This is a genomic window from Roseibium sp., assembly GCF_051016195.1.
GTDB lineage: Bacteria > Pseudomonadota > Alphaproteobacteria > Rhizobiales > Stappiaceae > Roseibium.
Window position 1 is genome coordinate 5,678,163 of the sequence record NZ_CP134616.1, and the last position, 18,650, is coordinate 5,696,812.

Genomic DNA, 18,650 nt, shown 5'->3' on the forward strand with positions numbered 1-18,650 from the left:
GCACTATTTTTCTCAAGGCCTCACGATTATACTGTCTTTCGATATCTGGCTGGTAATTGTTGGAATTTGTTCACCACCAGATAAAGACATCACCTCTTTTGAAACGAAGCTGGCTAATTCAAACAAGCGGATTACACCATCGTTGTCGCGGTCTGCCTGACCATCCATACCTTGTTTTAAAGCGTAGGTGAACAGCCCATGGCCAAGACTCTTGTCTTCCTCTGCCCAAGTGTTCTGATCAGACGCAGTCAAAAGGAAAATATCGGCATCACTGGCATCATTCATGATTCGAGGATGATAAGTATTACCTGAGTAACAGGTGTCCATAAACACAATCCTTTCACCCTTTGCCATCTGAAGGGCATTTTGAATTAGTGACCAATCAATAACCGATTCTTCAACCCAGCCATTTCCGAACCTTCGAGCATCCTCAGGCAAGAACAGATACCTGTCACCATCCCTCTCACCGTGCCCGGACAGAAAAAGTACTATGGTGTCTTCAATTCTGCTATCGGCGATACGGGACAAAGCTGCTTTGATATTCTCAGCGCTTGCGCCGAGATCATTATTCATAGTTATGACTTCCGTCTTAACGTCTTTGAAGCCTTTTCCCATCTTCTGCTGGAGGTATTCGGCTACAGTCTCGGCATCAGTAGCCGGAAACTCCAAATCATAGTTATCAAGGAATCGGTAGGATTGTGATCCTAGCGCAAGTAGATGAAGAGTTCCCTCGTCCTTCTTCAATCCATCGAAGTCGCTCATTACTTCAATTGAAATGGATTTAGATCCCCAATTTGTATGAACTGTAATTCTGATATCATTCTTTCCAAGCGCAAGTGGCAAAAACAGAGTCTGTTCGAAATCTACTACATAGTTTGGATCGAGAAAACCTTCCGGTCTGTCCGGCGTATAGTTGATTCGATTGATATACGCTTCCACTTTACGAATTGGGAAACGGTCATCAAGGAATCTTAGATTGAGCGACAAAATTCCATCCCTAGATATGTCGTGTGCTTTTATAGGGTCATATCCGAGATTTTGCGGAGGCCCTCTTTGAAGCAATTTTGCAAATCCAATATCCCTAGGACGTAATTCTTTGATTGCTTTCTCAGCAGAAGCGTAGAGTATAGCCTTTTCAACCACCGCCAAATTCCTGAGTCGGTCTTTTAGCTGAGATGCAGTAGTGTAGTCAGCAGAAAGTGACGGGCCTCTATTTATATGCCATCCTACGTACTCGTCACCCTTCGGTGATGAAATGTAATAGCCCTGAGGTGTCCATACGGCCCATTCCCCATCAGAAGAATGAAATATTGTGACTATCAACTCTCTTGTTTGACGATTCCAAAGTTTGACGGTTTGGTCATGGCTTCCTGAAAGAACAAATCGATCATCATCCGAAACGGTTATTGCACGGACAACACCCGTGTGCCCAAGGAATCTGCCCAAGCCGTCTCCTTTTAGATTTAGTTTTTCCAAAACTCCGAGATCGCCTCCTGAAATAATCTCGTCGCCATTCGCAGAAAATGAGAAGGAAACATGAGAGTAACCATTGTTGACGTCCCGGACATTTTCACCAAGAATTTTTTTAGAATCAGAGATCAAAAGTTTTGAGTAGTGTCTATCGCTGAAACCCTTCTGCCTCGATAGTCTGATCTCACCAAAATCTTGAAGAGCACGATCAAAGCCATTTTGTTCTCCGTTACTAAGCTTCACAGGGCTTCCCATATAATTTTGGGCATCGGGGAGCCGAAGCTTGAACTCCAAGGGGCCTCGGTTATTTTCGCCATTGAATTCGTATTGAGATCCCCAACCAATATATGTGCCATCTGGGGCAAATCCGACGGAGTTTATTGGGCGACCAACACCTCTAATGACTAGCGGATTCTGATTAGATGTGCGTGCTGGCCGGCCTGAACTGATTTCCCAAATGTGTATTTCGTTCCCACTACCACCAGATATTGCCAGGCGATCCCCTCTTGGGTTAATTGCTATGCCTCTGATTGTGTTATCAAAGTCTTCATAGGTATGGACAATGCTTCTCGTATGGGTGCTTATCAAATTAACCTTTGGACCAGCCCATTTACCTACAGATGAAACAGCTAGGTGATCCCCATTCGCAGTAGTCGAAAGGTCAGTAATCTGACCGTTGACTCGCAAGTTCTCAAACCTTTGTTTACCAGTCTGCGAATCCCAAAACCTCAGGTCCCCATTTAAATCACCAGATGCAAAAGTTTCATTGTCTAATCTTACAAGCGCAAAAACATGTGCATCATGTTTATCTAAGCGGTGGATGATTTCGCCGGTTGCGATATCCCATACGTGTACGACTGAGTTAGACCCACTCGTCACTACTTGTCTGTAGTCATTTATGAAAATCGCTTGGTACAAGCCGTAGCTATGCTCAAATTTTGCAATCCCTTTTTGTGTCTCTAGATCCCAAACAATTGCGACTCCATTTTGATCGGCAGATAAAAGAAATCTTCCGTCTTCGGAGAATTCTAAATCAAGAACAATATTCCTGTGCTGTTTGAGAACTCCAATGATATTCCCTGTTTCAAAATCAATCAGCCTAATATCGCCACAGCATGGTTTTCTGGTTCCATCGCCAATCCATCCAGCTAGCGCGATTGTCTTTCCATCGTCTGTCATTGCGCTGGCGTACAATTGGCCTGATCGGTGCTCTCCGATTTGACCGCGATATGTCCGAACTGATTTACCTGTTTGTGTCTCCCAGACACGTGCTGTTTTGTCATCAGAAACAGATACTAAATGTTCGCCATCCGGAGAAAAGACTAGCCGGTTGATTTGTGCTGTATGTCCGCCAGTATTGAGCTGTAAAACGGGAGAATCCATTGCCTCAACAAAAGTAGTTAAACTAACAGACATTAATAGCGATAGTAGAACTATCCAAGAAGAAACCTTACGTTCTCGTAACACTAAAAGAGTTCCCTAATAATGGATATTTTTTGCGTTACCCCTTTTCAATAACTAGATATATGTCATTGCAAGGGTTTGAAATTGTTGCCGTTGGAACAGTGTATGCGACCCTTTCGGCCTGAGCTTTTGTGTTATAGGGGCCTACTGTTACCACAAACCCGGAATCGTTGAACAAAGCCCATTCACTATTGACCCAGCTGGTACCTTTGTGAACGGTCCCGTTATATTTGTCAGCCAGTTTACTCGCTTCACTACGGTTCAGAACTACATCTCCCGCACCGTTCACATTCGTTTTTTCCAAGAAAACCCACCAACCGCATTGCTTGGTGTTTTTTTTCCTCTGGCGTTTAGAACAGCTTACCTCTTCCATGAACACCCAACCCCAATTTCGCTTTTTCCCTTTGTATTTTCCGGTCGCATAACCCCACGGTCGGCCTTTGCTATCATTGCGCACACGAACTACATCAACTAACCGCCAAAACCGGAGCGCATTTATCACCTTACCATTCGGCTTATCGCGAACGTTAAGTGACTTACCATCATAAGGGGTGATTATACACGTGCGAGTCGCTGCTGCTGCACTGCCTGAAATGAAAATGATCAGTCCCACCGAGAGTAGAGTTATGATATAAACTGAGCGCATTTCGGATTCCTTTATAAGTTCAGAAATGACCTAAGTGTCAATTGGCGAGATCGGTTTTAGATTTTTATTACGGACAAAACGATCATTGTAATTTATGTTAGCATATTCATCTTGCTGATGTTCGCCAACGCCCACCACTCTTCCAAGATGGGTCAAAGAACAGAAATCTATTCAATTCAGCCTTGTCTAGATTGCGACAAAGTTTCAACGACGTAAAAGAGAGATTTCAACCATTTGCTGCAATCGGGGCTAATGACCGCAGCGGGCCGTCTCTTCCATTTGGTCAAACGTCCGAAAGGTCCGCGATGCGGACCTTTGTGCAGAACGCAGCGAAGGCCCGGAATGAGCCCATACTGAAAAATGCTACAGCCGTCCTGAACGTCTGCTTTCGCATCAAAGACTAGCTTTCGGGCAAGGAACTGCGTCCGACCCGGTGTTGCCTAAATTCGTTCGTACGCCGTAGCCAACATCTCAAAGCATTGCGATCACACACAAACACACAACCGCTGCTGCAGCGACGATATCCAGTGGCCCAAACGCAATGTCATGGCTATGGAGCCATTCTCGTTCTCGCTGCTTCTGAAAGCGTGCGCAGTCGTGCGGATGTTTACCGCACCAAGTTGTATCTGACATCTTGTTCTCCAAATTTGTTTAGGAGGGCAACATTGCCCTCCCGTCAAGAATTCCATTTCAATCAATTTAGCTTTGAACAAAGCTGAGCAGGTCTGGATTGACCAGATCAGGGTGAGTAGCGAAGAAGCCGTGCGACAGGCCCTCGTATACCTTCAGCGTTCCGTTCGGCAGAAGCTTCACCGCCTTCTCAGCCGAGTTTACGATCGGTACGACCTGATCGTCATCACCGTGCATTACGAGGGTCGGTACGTTCATTGCCTTGAGGTCCTCGGTCTGGTCGGTCTCGGAAAATACCGCGATACACTGGTAGTGTGCAGATGCGCTGCCCATCATCCCCTGGCGCCACCAGTTCTGGATCAGACCCTGGCTGACTTCTGCGCCGTCGCGGTTGAAGCCGTAGAACGGTCCCGACGGCACATCGAGGAAGAATTGCGCTCGGTTGGCAGCAAGTCCCGCACGCAACCCGTCAAAGACTTCAATCGGCACACCGTCAGGGTTGGCGTCGGTCTTCAGCATAAGGGGTGGGATGGCCCCCAGCAGCGCTGCCTTGGCGACACGGCCGGGCTCAGCTTTGGCCACGTAGGCTGCGACTTCACCGCCGCCTGTCGAATGGCCGATATGAACAGCATTCTTGAGGTCCAGTGCCGCAGCCAGGTCGACAACATCATTTGCGTAAGTTGCCATATCGTGACCCTGGTCTGTCTGGTCCGAACGACCGTGGCCACGGCGATCATGTGCGATGACGCGGTAACCGTTGGCAAGGAAGAACAACATCTGATTGTCCCAGTCGTCGCCACTCAGTGGCCAGCCATGGTGAAAAACGATGGGTTGCGCGTCACGTGGCCCCCAGTCTTTGTAGAAAATCCTGGTTCCGTCGCGTGTTTCAATAGTCGACATAGTGATATCTCCTTGTTGTTGAGTAAGGGTTTGCGCCGCAAACGCGGCAGGCATCACGGCGAGCAACGTCGTTGCGGCGCCCGCCTGCAAAACCGTGCGTCTGGTCAATTCGTTTTGGGGTATGGTCATCGGGTCCTCGTTGCGTGTTCGATGACGGGAATGTTGCAATTTGGATGGCGAACCACGAGTGTCACAAATGACAAAAAAAGGTTCAAAAGTGACAGAAGCGAAAAAAGACTGGGTTTGCGAGATCGGCCTGTTGATTTACCCCGACTGCCAATTGTCCGCGATCTACGGTCTGACCGATCTGTTCCGGATTGCGGGTGAGTGGACAGATAGCGACAACCCGCGAAAGGTCCGGGTCACGCATTGGCGCGCCGAAGATCGTAAGGAGCTCATATGCGTCTGGGATACCCATCCGAACCAGACACATCACTTGGATTACGTAATTACCCCGCCCAGCATCGTTATGCCCGACAAGATGCAGCCCATGCCACAAGAGGCCGCGTGGCTTAACGCACAACACAAACAGGGCAGCCGCGTTTGCTCGATCTGTGCCGGAGCATTCGTTCTGGCGGAAAGCGGATTGCTGCAAGGCCGACGCGTAACAACTCATTGGGCCTTCGCCAAGCACCTTGCACAACGCTACAAGGATATCGAAGTTGCTGACCGAAATCTGGTACTGGATGATGGCGACGTCATATCAGCGGGCGGTATCCTTGCCTGGACCGATCTTGGCCTTACCCTAGTCGAACGTCTCTTTGGGCGGAGCACAATGCTCTCGACGGCCCGATTTCTGGTCATTCAACCGCCGCGGGCCACGCAACTTCCCTTCACCGAGTTTATCCCGGAATTCGATCATGGGGACGAGGCGATCCTGCGGGTCCAGCACCATATCCACGCTGATTTGACTGCGTCGCTGAACCTCAACGATCTCTCTAATGTTGCGCATTTGGGAAAGCGCACCTTTATGCGCCGTTTCTCCAAAGCGACTTCGCTCAATCCGACCGAGTACATCCAACAGGCCCGTGTTGCCAAAGCCCGAGGTATTCTGGAACTGACCAACCGTCCATTGGATCAGATTGCTTGGGAGGTCGGGTACAAGGACCCCTCTGCGTTCGGCAAGATATTTCAGCGAGTCTCGGGCGTTTCAGTCTCAGAGTATCGTCAACAATTTGGTGCCACACCAACGCTGCTATAGCCGCCAGGAACTGAGATTAGCGGCCATTGGCGCAACCCTTGCGAAAGCCCGTTTTGTCCGCTGAGCGGACCTTTGTGTAGAGCGCAGCTAACGTCTCAAGTGAGCCCGGAATAACCGATGCTGCGTTGCGACCGAACGACTGCTGTCAAGGTTCAGGTCGAGAATACTCCGTCTTCGTCACGTTGGTGACTGGTTTGTTTCCATCATTTGGATCAATTGAACCAGGTTTCCACAGGTGTCATCGAAAACAGCCATGCGGACAGGCCCTGCATCCACGGGCTCCACAGAAAACTCAACGCCCAAATCGCCTAACCGTTTCCGCTCCGCATCAAGGTCCTGGACCTGAAAGGAGTGCGCGGGAATGCCGTCAGCGACGAGTGCATCTTTGTAGGGCTTCACTGCCGGATGGTCGCTTGGCTCAAGTAACAACTCTGTACCTCCGGGTTCTTCGGGAGACACAACCGTAAGCCAACGACTTTCGCCAAGGGAGATGTTGTTCTTCACCGCGAAGCCGAGCACGTCGGTATAAAACTTTTCTGCTTTGTCCTGGTTATCGACAAAGATGTTTGTCACATAGATTTTCATGTTTCTCCTCCGTTCTGTTTGTATCGTGTGAGCCATGACGCAGCCACGATGTGCCATTCTTGGATGCTCAACGAATGTGCTTTCGTCCGCCCTTTCCAAGAAGTCTTGATTAGTCCAGCCCTCTCCAAAACAGCGAGGTGCTGGGAAACTGTTTGACGGGACAAGGCGATACCATCTTCGGCAACCGACGCGGCGCACACTTCGAACAATGATTGAGCAGGTTGTTTGCTCAGATGCTCGATGATGCGGCGACGCGTGCTGTCAGAAAGAGCCTTAAAAACAAGGTCGAGTTGGTCATCCGTCATCAGAAGCAGATATGCAGCAAAATTACAGCATGTAAAGTGCAGTAAATTTACTGCATATCAATCCTCGTACGAAAACGGACCTCCCCAATGGAGGAACGACCGGCTGCTTGGTCCGCAGTGCAGACCTTCGTCCACGCTGGAATGAAAGTCCGCTCCACGCCCGAAGTTCGAGTTCAGAGCAGCGCATCAACGATAATGGTTGCGCTCATTTGAGAGGAACAGCCTGCGGATGGTAGCGTTCAGTGTTAGTGAAGAAGCGGACATTGGACGGGGTCCGTTTGCGTGTTTCAAGCTCCGAGAAGGGGCGGTCAGAATTCGCTACGCCCTGACCAACGCCGAGTAATGCCTCATCGAACAACTGTTGCAAAACAAACCACGACGTGTCTTATGCCTGAATGATCGACGGGCACTGAACGGCATCTTCTGGATCTTGAGATCGAGAGCGCCTCGGCGTGACCTACCTGTGCGAAATGGTCCCTAAGGGAGCCGTGTAGATAGACCGTTCTAATCATTGCCCGTAACCCTAAAATCTCTTTGACCCGAGGCGCGGAGCCCCTAGCCAAAAATACCTGGCGACTAGGCTTGATGCGTATTGCGGCGGGTTAATCCTCGACACGGCCGAACGGATCGCGGATCGGGACCGGGAGCTTGATTTTATTGACCGCGTCCGAAAGGACAGCAAGCGGGAAATCGCCGTAGGAGTCACCGACCGAGCCCGGAGCGTGGCCGGTAAGCCTCGAGTGGACGTCGGACGGAATCCCCGCCTCCCGGCAAAGGTCTTTGAACGTATGGCGGAAGGAATGGAAAACGAGCCCGTCGTCCGTAAGCTTTACGTCGCGCTTAAACCATCGATTGAACTTCTTCGAAGCAAGGCCGGAGGGTGAGCCTTTAACGTCCGGCTTGAAACCCATGATCGTTTCCGAGGCTTGCGCTAAGGACCAGGTCGTAAAGTTCGCGGCGACTAGATCCTTATGAATTGGGACGCGACGGCGCGAGCTTTCCGTCTTGAGCTTCTTGGTCGTTAGGTCGAAGTACCAGACCCCGCCTTCGCTCTTGAAGAGATCCTCTCGAGTTAGAAGGCATATCTCGCCGAGACGCATACCGCTTGCGAGAGCTAACGCCGCCGTCCAATAGAAGCCGTCGACCGGACCGCTATCGAGAGGCTCGGTCGTAAAGATCTTCCGAACGATCTCCGGGGTAAACGGCTTCCGGTCTACCGCTCTTTTTACGGTCGGACTCGTAATCCCGTTGAAGGGCGTCTCCTCGATAAGACCGCTCTTGAGAGCGTTCGTAAAAACCGCCTGGGCGAGATTGAACCTCTTTTGAACCGACTTCGACGATAAGGCCGGGTAGTCGCAATCCTTGTAGAGGTTTAGAACCTCGTTGAACGTAAGCTCAAGCTCGGCGGGTTTACGTCTTGCCGGGAACTTCCGAAGCGCGGCAAGCCAACCGGCTACATGCGACTTCTCGATAAAGAGTAGGTCGGAGACTCCGGCGTATTCCATGAGTCCTTTGATAATCGCCCGCGTATCGCCCTCGGTCTGCTTTGTAGGCGACTTCGCGGCGACCCAAGTATCAATCAAATCGATATCGCCCGCCGAGGATGCTCTAGGAGCCTGCTCCGCAGCGTTCTCGTATTCTTTTGGAGCGATCATACCTACCGCCGCTTGAGCCTGCTCTACGGGCTTTAATTCAGCTTCGAGTTGATGCTCGCCCATCTTGTCGAGGTGTTTTTGAAGGGCGCGGACTTTTGCACGCCGCTCTTCCGGGTCAGGGAAGATCTCACGCAATCCTTGATCGCCTATCGCCTTGAAAGAAGCGCGCCCGTCGATAACCCGGTCTTCATGCGTATCGATAAGCTTTGACGCGAGTTTGGCTAGAGCGATTATCGCCTCCTGAGAGCCGGAAGCGGTATAGACAGGCTCTTCGAGAACGACCCCGAGATCGGCTAGGCGGATTTGAGCGGTCTTGATTGCTTGAGCGTCGAGGGAGCGGAGGCGGCGAAACTCTTCGTCGTAAAAGGTATCGAGCTTCTGACCGGCAACCGTCGCTTGCCTTTGGCTATCGGTCTTTAAGCTGTGTTGGATTTTGGTCTTACCGACAATCGCCCGGAGGTCTTTCGGTACTCCGCGCTGGTATCCCCAAACATTCCCGCGTTTATAGATGCTCGGCATCACCGACCCCTGAAAGACTGGGTAATTTACTCAGTTTTTACTCAGCTTTACTCAGCGCAGTCAATTGCAATCATTGAACTTTTAAGAAGATCAAGGACTTAAGGGGCTGGTGGCGGAGAGGAAGGGATTCGAACCCTCGATACCGTTCCCGGTATACTCCCTTAGCAGGGGAGCGCCTTCAGCCACTCGGCCACCTCTCCGGCACGCCCTTTTCCTTGATTTCACGGGGTATTGCAAGATCCTTTTTTGTCACCTGTGTTGGTTTCAACAAGGTTCGATCAAGATGAGGTTGTGCCATCGCAGTTTGGCTGAGGGAGTTCAGCGGCAAATCAAGGGAAGTTTGCCCAAGGCTTCGCCAGCCGGAGCGCCGCCGTCGAAAGATGCTTCTCCAACCTGCACCTTCCCGAATTCGGCGCATGACCTCTTCTTTTCCGGGGCCACGGTGAGCGGAACGGAATGCAGGCGCACCGAAAAAGCAATCGCGAGACCGTTTCAGACCGACCACTAACTGCAGCGCCGGCGGAAGCGGCCTGAAACGCGAAACGTTCCTGGCGGATGATCAGCATCGTGCGTCAGAGCATCTATCAGGAGACCGTTGCGCAATCTGCATAACACCAGCGGAAAGCCGGGCGTAGTCTGAACAGAGGAAGCCAGCAAATCCCATGCAGGGCCAGCGCATGTCCAACCCGGAAAATTCTCTCACAGACAGCTACGCAACCGACATGCCCGCTGTCTCAAGCCGAGCGCAAGATCACGCCTCTTTTTCGTTCTCGGGCACACGGAATGCCCGCCCAGGGCCCAGAACTCTTGGTACTGTGGTCGGCGTCCCAAATCTGTCCTGCACAAGGGCAATGTCACGGCATCGGATGACCCCGGCAAAGACGTTGGTCCGGTCGGAAACGATCCGTCGAAATGCTCTTGAAAATGTGCCGTTTCACAAGATGATCGCCGTTCTGCAGAAGCGCGCGCCAGACAGGAAAGAGCCATGAAGATCAGACTGGAAATCGACTTGAGAAACCTGCCTGTGGACACTGCGGAGAAACATGCTTTCACAAAGAAGGCGCAGCAGGACATCACAAAAGCGATCGCAGTCGCTCTGACAAGAAACGGTGCGGACGGCAGAATCGTGAACGTCGCAACTCATATGCCCAAACCCGCCAACTGAAACGAATTCGGCTCGCCGCAAGGATCAAGCCCCGCTCGAACCGCCCCCACTTGTTTGCTCACGCTTTCGCCGATTGAGCAATCACCCTCCTTCATTGCCCGTCCACCCGGCCAACATCCGGCCATTCCCATCTTTTGCACATGACCGCTGCCATTTCGGTGCCGGAGCAGGGTCCGGTCCCGAAAACGTACTGCAAGGATTCTAGAGACCTTCGGCCCCGGTTGCCGCGCCGCCTCGGGCACGAACCCGGGGGCAGCTTAGCCCCCGCGTTCTGTTTCGTCCGGTTACTCCGCCGCGCCAACTTCACGGTAGTAACGTTCGGCTCCGGGGTGCAGCTCCATCAGGCCGCGCTTGGATGCCGCGAACTTGACGTCGAGCGCCTTGGCCCAGGGGGCCTCGGAGGTCACCTGCTCCAGGTTGTCCCAGAAGGTCTTGGTGATCTTGTAGACAGTCTCCTCGTCAAGGTCCGCGCGCACGCCGATCCCGACGGCGGTGTCGAAGGACATCACCGGGCCTTCGTTGGTCTGGCCGTCATACATTCCGGATGGAACTTCGGCGCGATAGCGCCACTTGCCGAGCCACTGGTCGACCTCCTCGCCCTGATCGCTTTCCGGGCCGATGAAGCGCAGGTTCTCCGTTTCGGTGAACTGGATGAACTGGCCGCACGGATCGAGACAGCCGTTCACGTAGACATCGATCTTGCCGTCGAGAAACGCCTGGAAGCCGGTCTGCCAGTTGGCCTTGATCGCATCGTAATCCTCGCCGACGACGAGCCCGGTGGTGGCCTCGATCCAGCCGCGCGCGGCGTTGTAGGCGCCACCGCCCTGCGGCCCGAGAAAGACGGACGCGCCCTCGATGTCGTCCAGGACCTGGATGTCGCTTTCGGCACGGACCGCGAAGTGATACTGGCCATAGGGAAACCACATCAGCAGCCGGTAGTTATTGGCAAGCTCCGGCGCGTCCGGCTCCTTGGCGTACATCGCCTTGCCGGCCGACATCAGGTTGTAGATCACCGGACTGGTCATCGACATGTCCAGATTGCCGCGCGCGACTTCCATCATGTGTAGCGTTGCCGCACCGCCGCCTGAGACCTCGATTTCGACATCATCGAGATTATCGGTGACGATATTGGCGAAAGTCGCCATCGTGATCGCCTGACCGAGGCTCGGGGCGATCGTTGCCATCTTGAGTGTGTCCTGTGCCTGGGCCGATGCCGCCCAGATCATGGCCGCGCTTGCAGCCAGTGCCAGTTTCCGCATGCAATTTCCTCCCTGAAAGTTGCTGTTCAAATGTGTTCAGGCCGATTTTGCATCGACCGGTGACGGGTCTCCTCCCAAGAACCTGTGTCCGACAACAAGACAGATCCCGGCGGCAAGCGCCGGTCCGGCGATCGTCATGTCCGGGATCAGCAATGCACCTCCCGCCGCGATCCTCAGCATGCGCTCGACCATGTTGAGCCTGTTTTTCTCAAAGCCGGTGAGAGCTGATGTCAGAAGCCACATGGAAAGGGCAAAGGCCACCATGATCCAGCCGAGGTCGAGCCAGCTCACGCTCGCGATATCCATCATCGCCTTCGAGACCGGTACCTCGCCGCCGAACCAGCCGAACAGCACCTGCAGCTTGTAAAGAACGGCGGGGTGATAGACGAAAACGAAGGGAATGATGAAGCCGGCGAGCGCCAGCCGGGCGGCCTGAAAGCCCGTGCGTACGGGATCTGCCCCGGCAATCGGCGCCGCTGCGAAGGCTGCGAGTGCGACCGGGGGCGTCACGGTTGAAATCACGGCGAAGAAGACGACAAACAGATGCAGGGTCAGCGGCGCGATGCCGACGGCATCAATGCCGGAACTCAGTGCAATCACGATGATGAAATAGGTCGCCCCCGGCGGCAGCCCCATGCCGAGGACAATTGCGCCAAGGGCAACGACGACCAGCGTGCCGAACAACGGCCCACCGGCCAGTTGCGCCAGAAGCAGGGACAGGCGTCCGCTGAAGCCGGACACCTGGATCAGGCCGACAATCAGGCCGATTGCCGTGACGATCACGATGATAGAAGCGGACATGCGCCCGGCGCTGACAAAGGCCTTGTAAAGCTTTTCCGGCGAGCGGAACCCGCGGAAGAGGACAAGCGCGCTGACCAAAGCGACAACGAAGCCGTAGAAGCCCGCCTTGGGCACGGATGGCTGCGCGAACAGGAAATAGCTCAGGACACCGAGCGGCAGCACGAACACAAGACACTGGATGCGGTCCACACCCGTAAGTTTCGGACGTTCTTCGGCAGGGAGCGGACCGACGCCCTGCCGCCTTGCTTCGAAATAGACCGTCAGGAATGTGCCGAGATAGAAGAAGATCGCCGGGATGATCGCCGCGATGACGATATAGCGGTATTCCAGACCGATCTGGCCGGCCACGAAGAACGCGACGACACCCATGACCGGCGGCATCACCTGCCCGCCGGTGGATGCGGCGGCTTCGACCGCAGCCGCGAAGGCCGGGCGAAAACCGGAGCGCTTGATCACCGGAATGGTCATGACACCGGTCGAGACGACGTTGGAAATGGCCGCTCCGCTCAGGGTGCCGAAGAGGGCGGAGCTGGCAACGGCGGCGTGGGCGGCGCCCCCGGTCAGGCCACCGGTCAGCCGGTTGGCGATCTTCATCAGGAGATCCCCTGCCCCGCTGGCCATGAGCACGGCGCCGAAAACAATGAAGATCAGCACGTTGCCGGAGACGACCTGCAGCGGCTGACCGAACATGCCGCCGGTCTGCGACCAGAAATTCAGCACCATGGAGCGCATGCTCTGCGCCAGTGTCGCCTCGGACCCCGCGAGGATGCCGGTCCAGTCCGGCAGCCAGCCGCGCACGAAGAAGTAGATGATCCAGAAGAGGCAAAAGCCCACGATGAAACCGCCGAAGCCGCGCCATGTCAGATAGAGAACGAGGGCGGTTGCGATCGGGAAGAGTACAAAATCGAGCGGCTGCGCGGACGGCAGGGCACCGCCGTCAACGGCAAACAGGTTTGCAACCCAGATGCTGAAAACAAGTGTCGACAGGGCCGCGAGCGCCCATTTCATCCAGGGCCGCGTTCCAGGCAGATTGAGAAAGGAGACCGCGAAGGAGAACAGGATCGGCAGGCCCAGGATCAGGCCCGTCGGCAGGAGAAACGTCCTTTCGAACGACCTGAAGGAACCTCCAAGCCAGTGTTCGCGCATCAGGAGGCGTTGCTGGCGGCGTGACAGTTCGTCGAAACCGGGCGTTGTCGCCTCGATCAGCCAGCGCACGAGTTCCGACAAAGGTCCGGACGCGGCATAGACCAGGATGACCATGGTGAACAGGAACGCCAGAAGATCGGCAATACGCTGCTCGATCCGGACCGGTGTCATCTGGCCGCCTCCCCGTTCCTCAAACGGCGGGCATGCCAGAGACAGGTATTTCGGGCCGTCGCGTTGATCTCATTCTCGGCAAGGGTTTCCAGGGCCTCCGCCTTGAGCAGTTCGGCCGGTTCCCCGAGCGCGATCAGGTGATCGCAGAGTTCAAGCCGCCACTGCAGGTCTTTGGTTGCGCGCGCCGCCGCCATCAGGGCGTCGGGCCCACCGGCCAGTTCGCTGACATGCGCGGCTCTTTGTGCAGAAGACAGGGTTCCCAGATGTGTCGGGTTGCCGTCGTACCAGCCTAGGGTTCCAGTGGCGAAGGCCCGGGCCGACCAGCCCGCCTTGCCGTAGAACTCACCGAGCCAGGGCTTGCCGGCTATGTCATCCGGCAGCTTGAGTGTAGCGGCGATATCGTCCAGGGAAAGGCCCGCATTCATGCCGTCAGCCGTGTGTTTCATCACGTGGAGGATGGCTTTGCGCGTTGTCGTGAGCACTTCGCTCACCGTGTCCGCGCCGAAGACCGGCATGGTATGGCCGGGTGCCAGCACGGCAGCACCGAGAGCTTCCAGCAGCTTCAGGCTGTCCGCCCAGGCGGCGAAGTCGCGGTAAGGCGTGCCGCGAATGGCATAAAGGTTCGGAAAGGCGTGATACCAGTTGTCGCCGGGAATAAGGACGCCGGCCTCTTCCAGCCAGACCGCCATATGATCTTCGGTCTCGCCGGGTGCCATGATCAGCCGCGCCTTGACGCCGTCGAGGTCGATGTCCTGATCCTCACCAACAAAAATGCTTGGCGGCAGGAATCCGGCCCCGAGGCCCTCCATCGGGCGATCGCCAGGTCCGCAGCCGAGCGAGACGCGTTCCTCCGGGGAAAGGCCGATACCGAACTGCGCCGCGGTTCTGCGGTTCAAGGCCTGATGGGGGGCGATGCTGTCCGCGTCCTGGCCGACAAGATCCGACTTAAACTTCGCGTTGGCAAAGACCGGAGTGTCGCGTCCTTCGGCGAAGACCGCCGCACCGGAAATGTGATCCCGGTGGCTATGGGTGTAAATGATCCGCCCGACCGGCTTTTTCGTGAGCTTGCGGATTTCCGCGAGCACGTTCCGGGCGGCGCCGGTGCTTTCCGATGTGTCGACGACAGTGAGAGACGTATCGCCCTCGATGACATGCTGTGTCGATGCGGCATAGCCGACCGCCGTCCACATGCCCGGCGCCAGTTCCACAACCGATTTGCGGAACTGGGTTTCATTGTGGTGAAGAAGAGCGGCATTGGGCATCGTTCAGTCTCCCGTGTGCCTTTGAAGCGCCGGGCCGCGGTACTTCTCGATCAGTTCTTCGGGCACTTCCGAACCATCGACAAGGAAGGGCAGAATGCCTCTGCGGAGCGAGCGCCCGCGCATGCCCCTGATATCGTCGTCAGAGCGAGTGACCCGCTGCGCGCAGCGCCTGCCCCATTCGGCAAGCGCGGTGTAAAGCCGGTCGATTTCGCTTTTGTGCGAAGAGCCCTTTGCCAGGTCATGGAATTCCTCCGGATCTTCCTGCAGGTCAAAGAGCATTGGACGGAAGCCGCCCTCGGCATGCATCAGCTTGTAGCGGCCGTCAAACACCATGAACAGGCGGCAATCCTTGGGATCGAGCCCCAGTTTCACTGCCTGCGGTGTCGGCGAATAATCGAACTCCGAAATTGCATAATCACGCCAATCGGGCGTCTCGCCCTGAATCCAGGGCAGGAGCGAGCGGCCCTCCAGGATGTGATCGGCGACCTTGCCGCCGACCGCCTCAACGAATGTCGGTGCAAGATCGATGGATTCCACGAGCGCATCACAGGTCGTGCCGCGGGTGCCGTCGGCGGCGGGTCGCGGGTCGCAGATGATCATCGGGATCTTGACCGACGGGTCGTGGAAAAGATCCTTCTCGCCGAGCCAGTGATCGCCCAGATAGTCGCCATGATCGGAGGTCAGCACGATCATGGTGTCGTTCAGGCGGTCGGTTTGCTCCAGGTAATCGAGCAGCACGCCAAGCTGATCATCGCATTGCTTGATCAGGCCCATATACGCGGGAATGACTTTCTGCCGGACCTCCTCCTGTTGAAACGCGGAAGCGATCTTGTTTTCCATATAGGCAGCAAAAACCGGATGCGCGTCCTCGCGTTCCACCTCGTGGCGGCAGGCGGCCGGGACGTGGTTCAGGCCGAACATGTCGTGATAGGGTGCCGGCACGATGTAGGGCCAATGCGGTTTGATGTAGCTGACATGGGCGCACCAGGGCGCTGTCTGTTCCTCGATGAAGTCGATGGTCCGGGCGGTCAGCCAGGGCGTCTCGCTGTCCTTTTCAGAAATGTTCGCTGGCTTGTCGGCATTATCGAACATCCAGCCGGAAGCAACGCCGCCCTCGTTGTCTATTCCGGCATTTGCGAAATGCGCCCAGGGGTTGTCACCCGCATATCCTTTTGATCTCAGGTATTCGTTATAGGGCGAGCGCTTTTCGTCGTAGTAGCCATCGGGGCCATAGCCCCACAGGCCGTCGTCCCGGATCCAGACATCGAAGCCGCATTCGGCCTGGCGTGCTCCGATCATGCTGTCAGGAGACAGGCCGAGGCGCTGCATGCCGTCCTTGTCCGCCTTCATGTGGGTCTTGCCGATCAGCCAGCAGTCCATGCCCGCAGCACGCATGTGGTCACCGAGCGTCAATTCACCGACGCGCAGGGGAAATCCGTTCCAGGCCGCACCGTGCGAGGAAACGTAGCGGCCGGTGTAAAAGCTCATCCGGCTTGCCCCGCAGATCGGGGACTGGACATAGGCGTTGGTAAAGCGGATCCCCATCGCGGCAACCCGGTCAAAATTCGGGGTCTCCAGATGCGGATGCCCGGCGCAGCCGAGATAGTCAAATCGCAGCTGGTCATACATGATGAACAGAATATTCAAACGCGGATTTCTCCACTTTGTTGCCAGCCTTTGCGGCCGGCTTCCTCCCTCGGGCAAGGCCCGTTTGTGAAAGAAGTATTGCTCTTCAGTTCCGGCCTGTCTAATCTCCGGTCCGCCAGGCGGACCGATGATGCGATGACGAATACTTCTGAAAGCGAACGGGTCAGATCTCTTGAGCGCGGGCTCGAGATCATCGAGTTCTTATCGCGCCGCACGCGCTCCTCCCTCGCCGACCTGCGGCGTGCGACTGGCTATTCCAACGCAACACTGCTGCGGCTTCTGGCCAGTCTCCAGCACCGGGGCTGGGTCCGGCGCAACATTGTCGAAGGCCAGTACGAACTTTCCCATTCCATCGGCAAGGTGCTGGGCGACAAGGCCCGTGCCCATCCGCTTGCGGAACTGGCCGCACCCATTCTCCTCGACCTCAAGGGGCGGCAGACAGGACTGCCATCCGACCTCAACGCCGTGACCGGTCCGGGGCGCATCGAAATCATCGAAAGCACGCGTCTGCGCGGCCCCATGGCACCGACCCGCACGGCTCTTGGTATCCGGCCATCGATGGTGCTCTCCGCGCACGGGCGCGCCATTCTTGCGTTCTCGCCGGAAGCCGTCGCGGAGAAGCATCTTGAAAGCCTGCGAAAAATCGCCAGCAAGGAAGAGTTGCGCCTGATCGAGAGCGGTTTCCTTGCGACCGAGATCGCTGAGACACGTCAGCGTGGCTTCGGTCTCAGGGAAGCTTCCTACTGGCAGGCCCCTTTCGATCCCGGCCCGGAGCTCGGCGCGATGGCGGTGCCGATCATTTCAAAGTCCGGTGTGCACGGGTCGATCAGTATTTTATGGATGATCGACGACATGAATATCGACGAGGTGCTGGCCTTCGGCTGTCTGGACGACCTTCAAAAGGCCGCCGGTCGTATTGCCGGCGTGCTGGAGCGGGAGCGCATAAGGGCTCCGGAAATTCTGTCGATGTGACCGCCAATGACCTTCAGTGCGGCCGACTGTGCTTTAAAAACTCCGGCTGACTCCCTCAAATTCCCAGCTTTTCGCTCACCGAGATGGCGCTCATGCCGCCGTCGATCGTGATGTCCTGGCCCTTGATCCAGCCGCTTTCCGGTGATGCCAGGAAGATGATCACATCGGCAATTTCTTCGGGCAGACCGGGACGGCCCGCTCGTGCCACGTTTCTGGCCATCCGGTCGCCGAAGGCAGCGGCGAAATCTTTCAGGATTCCCGTGCTGACGGCAGCCGGGCTGACGGCGTTCATGCGCAAGTCCCGGGCGATCATGTTTTCGGTCTCCGCCATTGTCATAACGATGACCGCTTCCTTGGAAAGATTGTAGGCCCGTGTCGCGTCAATGCCGCGCGCTTGGATGAAATCGGGAAGTGCGTCCTGCTCAAGGGCGATCAGGGCTTTCACCTCTTCAAGGTTGTCGCGCCACATGGCCCCTGCCCTCGACGCTGTGTTGACGATCGCGCCTCCCGGTTCAAGCTTGTCGAGCATGCCGGCCATGAAGCCGCGCAGCCCGAACCAGTTCACCTTGAGAATGAGCTCTTCCAGACCCGCGCGCGGTGGCAGGCCCGCATTGTTGATGAGTGCATCAAAGGGACCGGCTGCAGCTTCGACCGCGGAGCGGATCGAGTCCGGATCGCTCAGATCCGTTTCAATCCATTTTGCGACCGGAACTTCCGGTTCAGAGATATCGAACGCCGTAACGTCGTGCCCGATTTCTGTCAGTTTCCGGGCCACTTCGGCCCCGATCCCCGATGAGCCGCCGGTCAACGCCACGCGCATGTCGATCCTCCAGGACGTGTTTCACTCGCGAT

General features: G+C 55.6%; 14 protein-coding genes, 1 tRNA gene and 1 pseudogene. 4 read left to right on the plus strand and 12 right to left on the minus strand.

Features of this window, described 5'->3' with window-relative positions; translation table 11 throughout:
- Positions 1 to 12: 12 nt before the first annotated feature.
- From RDA78_RS25755 to RDA78_RS25765, 3 genes are all read right to left on the minus strand, one after another.
- Positions 13 to 2,853 (minus strand): caspase family protein, encoded by a 2,841-nt coding sequence (locus RDA78_RS25755; RefSeq protein ID WP_434052607.1) that lies wholly within the window; start codon positions 2,851 to 2,853, stop codon positions 13 to 15.
- 118 nt (positions 2,854 to 2,971) lie between these two features.
- On the minus strand, positions 2,972 to 3,580 hold the full coding sequence (locus RDA78_RS25760) for a hypothetical protein (protein ID WP_434052608.1): 609 nt from the start codon (positions 3,578 to 3,580) through the stop codon (positions 2,972 to 2,974).
- 699 nt (positions 3,581 to 4,279) lie between these two features.
- Positions 4,280 to 5,239, minus strand: a complete 960-nt coding sequence (locus RDA78_RS25765) for an alpha/beta fold hydrolase (RefSeq protein ID WP_434052609.1) — start codon at positions 5,237 to 5,239, stop codon at positions 4,280 to 4,282.
- Positions 5,240 to 5,306: 67 nt separating this feature from the next.
- Between RDA78_RS25765 and RDA78_RS25770 the strand changes: the two genes are divergently transcribed.
- On the plus strand, positions 5,307 to 6,311 hold the full coding sequence (locus tag RDA78_RS25770; RefSeq protein ID WP_434052610.1) for a GlxA family transcriptional regulator: 1,005 nt from the start codon (positions 5,307 to 5,309) through the stop codon (positions 6,309 to 6,311).
- 177 nt (positions 6,312 to 6,488) lie between these two features.
- Here RDA78_RS25770 and RDA78_RS25775 read toward each other — a convergent pair whose 3' ends face one another.
- A complete protein-coding gene (locus tag RDA78_RS25775; protein ID WP_434052611.1) occupies positions 6,489 to 6,896 on the minus strand; it encodes a VOC family protein in 408 nt (135 codons plus the stop codon).
- The gene (locus tag RDA78_RS25780; RefSeq protein ID WP_434052612.1) at positions 6,893 to 7,201 is read right to left on the minus strand and encodes an ArsR/SmtB family transcription factor; all 309 of its coding nucleotides are present in this window, start codon (positions 7,199 to 7,201) and stop codon (positions 6,893 to 6,895) included. The genes RDA78_RS25775 and RDA78_RS25780 overlap by 4 nt, the downstream gene beginning before the upstream one ends.
- Positions 7,202 to 7,550: 349 nt before the next feature.
- Between RDA78_RS25780 and RDA78_RS25785 the strand changes: the two are divergent.
- Positions 7,551 to 7,679 (plus strand): annotated as a pseudogene (locus RDA78_RS25785) (IS5/IS1182 family transposase); the annotation flags it as partial.
- A 124-nt stretch (positions 7,680 to 7,803) separates the two neighbouring features.
- On the opposite strand, the gene RDA78_RS25790 reads toward RDA78_RS25785, so the two are convergent.
- Together RDA78_RS25790 and RDA78_RS25795 are read right to left on the minus strand one after the other, a co-directional pair.
- A complete protein-coding gene (locus RDA78_RS25790; RefSeq protein WP_434052613.1) occupies positions 7,804 to 9,375 on the minus strand; it encodes a DUF6538 domain-containing protein in 1,572 nt (523 codons plus the stop codon).
- A gap of 110 nt (positions 9,376 to 9,485) precedes the next feature.
- Positions 9,486 to 9,575 (minus strand) — tRNA-Ser (locus tag RDA78_RS25795).
- Between the two features lie 785 nt (positions 9,576 to 10,360).
- Between RDA78_RS25795 and RDA78_RS25800 the strand changes: the two genes are divergently transcribed.
- On the plus strand, positions 10,361 to 10,540 hold the full coding sequence (locus tag RDA78_RS25800) for a hypothetical protein (RefSeq protein ID WP_434052614.1): 180 nt from the start codon (positions 10,361 to 10,363) through the stop codon (positions 10,538 to 10,540).
- Positions 10,541 to 10,824: 284 nt separating this feature from the next.
- On the opposite strand, the gene RDA78_RS25805 is transcribed toward RDA78_RS25800, so the two are convergent.
- Genes RDA78_RS25805 through RDA78_RS25820 form a run of 4 tightly spaced genes read right to left on the minus strand, consistent with a single transcriptional unit; the run spans position 10,825 to position 16,808 of the window.
- Positions 10,825 to 11,799: a TAXI family TRAP transporter solute-binding subunit gene (locus tag RDA78_RS25805; RefSeq protein ID WP_434052615.1), complete on the minus strand. Its 975-nt coding sequence runs from the start codon at positions 11,797 to 11,799 to the stop codon at positions 10,825 to 10,827.
- A gap of 36 nt (positions 11,800 to 11,835) precedes the next feature.
- A complete protein-coding gene (locus tag RDA78_RS25810; protein ID WP_434052616.1) occupies positions 11,836 to 13,917 on the minus strand; it encodes a TRAP transporter permease in 2,082 nt (693 codons plus the stop codon).
- The gene (locus RDA78_RS25815; RefSeq protein ID WP_434052617.1) at positions 13,914 to 15,179 is read right to left on the minus strand and encodes an alkyl/aryl-sulfatase; all 1,266 of its coding nucleotides are present in this window, start codon (positions 15,177 to 15,179) and stop codon (positions 13,914 to 13,916) included. The genes RDA78_RS25810 and RDA78_RS25815 overlap by 4 nt, the downstream gene beginning before the upstream one ends.
- A 3-nt stretch (positions 15,180 to 15,182) precedes the next feature.
- Positions 15,183 to 16,808: a sulfatase-like hydrolase/transferase gene (locus tag RDA78_RS25820; RefSeq protein ID WP_434056212.1), complete on the minus strand. Its 1,626-nt coding sequence runs from the start codon at positions 16,806 to 16,808 to the stop codon at positions 15,183 to 15,185.
- Between the two features lie 153 nt (positions 16,809 to 16,961).
- On the opposite strand from RDA78_RS25820, the gene RDA78_RS25825 reads away from it, so the two are divergent.
- Positions 16,962 to 17,798 carry a helix-turn-helix domain-containing protein gene (locus RDA78_RS25825; protein WP_434052618.1) on the plus strand — a complete coding sequence of 279 codons (837 nt, stop codon included), beginning with the start codon at positions 16,962 to 16,964 and terminating at the stop codon, positions 17,796 to 17,798.
- A 55-nt stretch (positions 17,799 to 17,853) separates the two neighbouring features.
- Here the strand turns inward: RDA78_RS25825 and RDA78_RS25830 are convergent, their stop codons facing one another.
- A complete protein-coding gene (locus RDA78_RS25830) occupies positions 17,854 to 18,618 on the minus strand; it encodes an SDR family oxidoreductase (protein WP_434052619.1) in 765 nt (254 codons plus the stop codon).
- Positions 18,619 to 18,650 lie beyond the last annotated feature (32 nt).

Bases quoted from the DNA above. Each gene is read 5' to 3' on its own strand.
- RDA78_RS25755 (WP_434052607.1), bottom strand. From the start codon at position 2,853: ATGGATTCTCCCGTTTTACAGCTCAATACTGGCGGACATACAGCACAA.
- RDA78_RS25760 (WP_434052608.1), bottom strand. From the start codon at position 3,580: ATGCGCTCAGTTTATATCATAACTCTACTCTCGGTGGGACTGATCATT.
- RDA78_RS25765 (WP_434052609.1), bottom strand. From the start codon at position 5,239: ATGACCATACCCCAAAACGAATTGACCAGACGCACGGTTTTGCAGGCG.
- RDA78_RS25770 (WP_434052610.1), top strand. From the start codon at position 5,307: ATGACAAAAAAAGGTTCAAAAGTGACAGAAGCGAAAAAAGACTGGGTT.
- RDA78_RS25775 (WP_434052611.1), bottom strand. From the start codon at position 6,896: ATGAAAATCTATGTGACAAACATCTTTGTCGATAACCAGGACAAAGCA.
- RDA78_RS25780 (WP_434052612.1), bottom strand. From the start codon at position 7,201: ATGACGGATGACCAACTCGACCTTGTTTTTAAGGCTCTTTCTGACAGC.
- RDA78_RS25790 (WP_434052613.1), bottom strand. From the start codon at position 9,375: ATGCCGAGCATCTATAAACGCGGGAATGTTTGGGGATACCAGCGCGGA.
- RDA78_RS25800 (WP_434052614.1), top strand. From the start codon at position 10,361: ATGAAGATCAGACTGGAAATCGACTTGAGAAACCTGCCTGTGGACACT.
- RDA78_RS25805 (WP_434052615.1), bottom strand. From the start codon at position 11,799: ATGCGGAAACTGGCACTGGCTGCAAGCGCGGCCATGATCTGGGCGGCA.
- RDA78_RS25810 (WP_434052616.1), bottom strand. From the start codon at position 13,917: ATGACACCGGTCCGGATCGAGCAGCGTATTGCCGATCTTCTGGCGTTC.
- RDA78_RS25815 (WP_434052617.1), bottom strand. From the start codon at position 15,179: ATGCCCAATGCCGCTCTTCTTCACCACAATGAAACCCAGTTCCGCAAA.
- RDA78_RS25820 (WP_434056212.1), bottom strand. From the start codon at position 16,808: ATGTATGACCAGCTGCGATTTGACTATCTCGGCTGCGCCGGGCATCCG.
- RDA78_RS25825 (WP_434052618.1), top strand. From the start codon at position 16,962: ATGACGAATACTTCTGAAAGCGAACGGGTCAGATCTCTTGAGCGCGGG.
- RDA78_RS25830 (WP_434052619.1), bottom strand. From the start codon at position 18,618: ATGCGCGTGGCGTTGACCGGCGGCTCATCGGGGATCGGGGCCGAAGTG.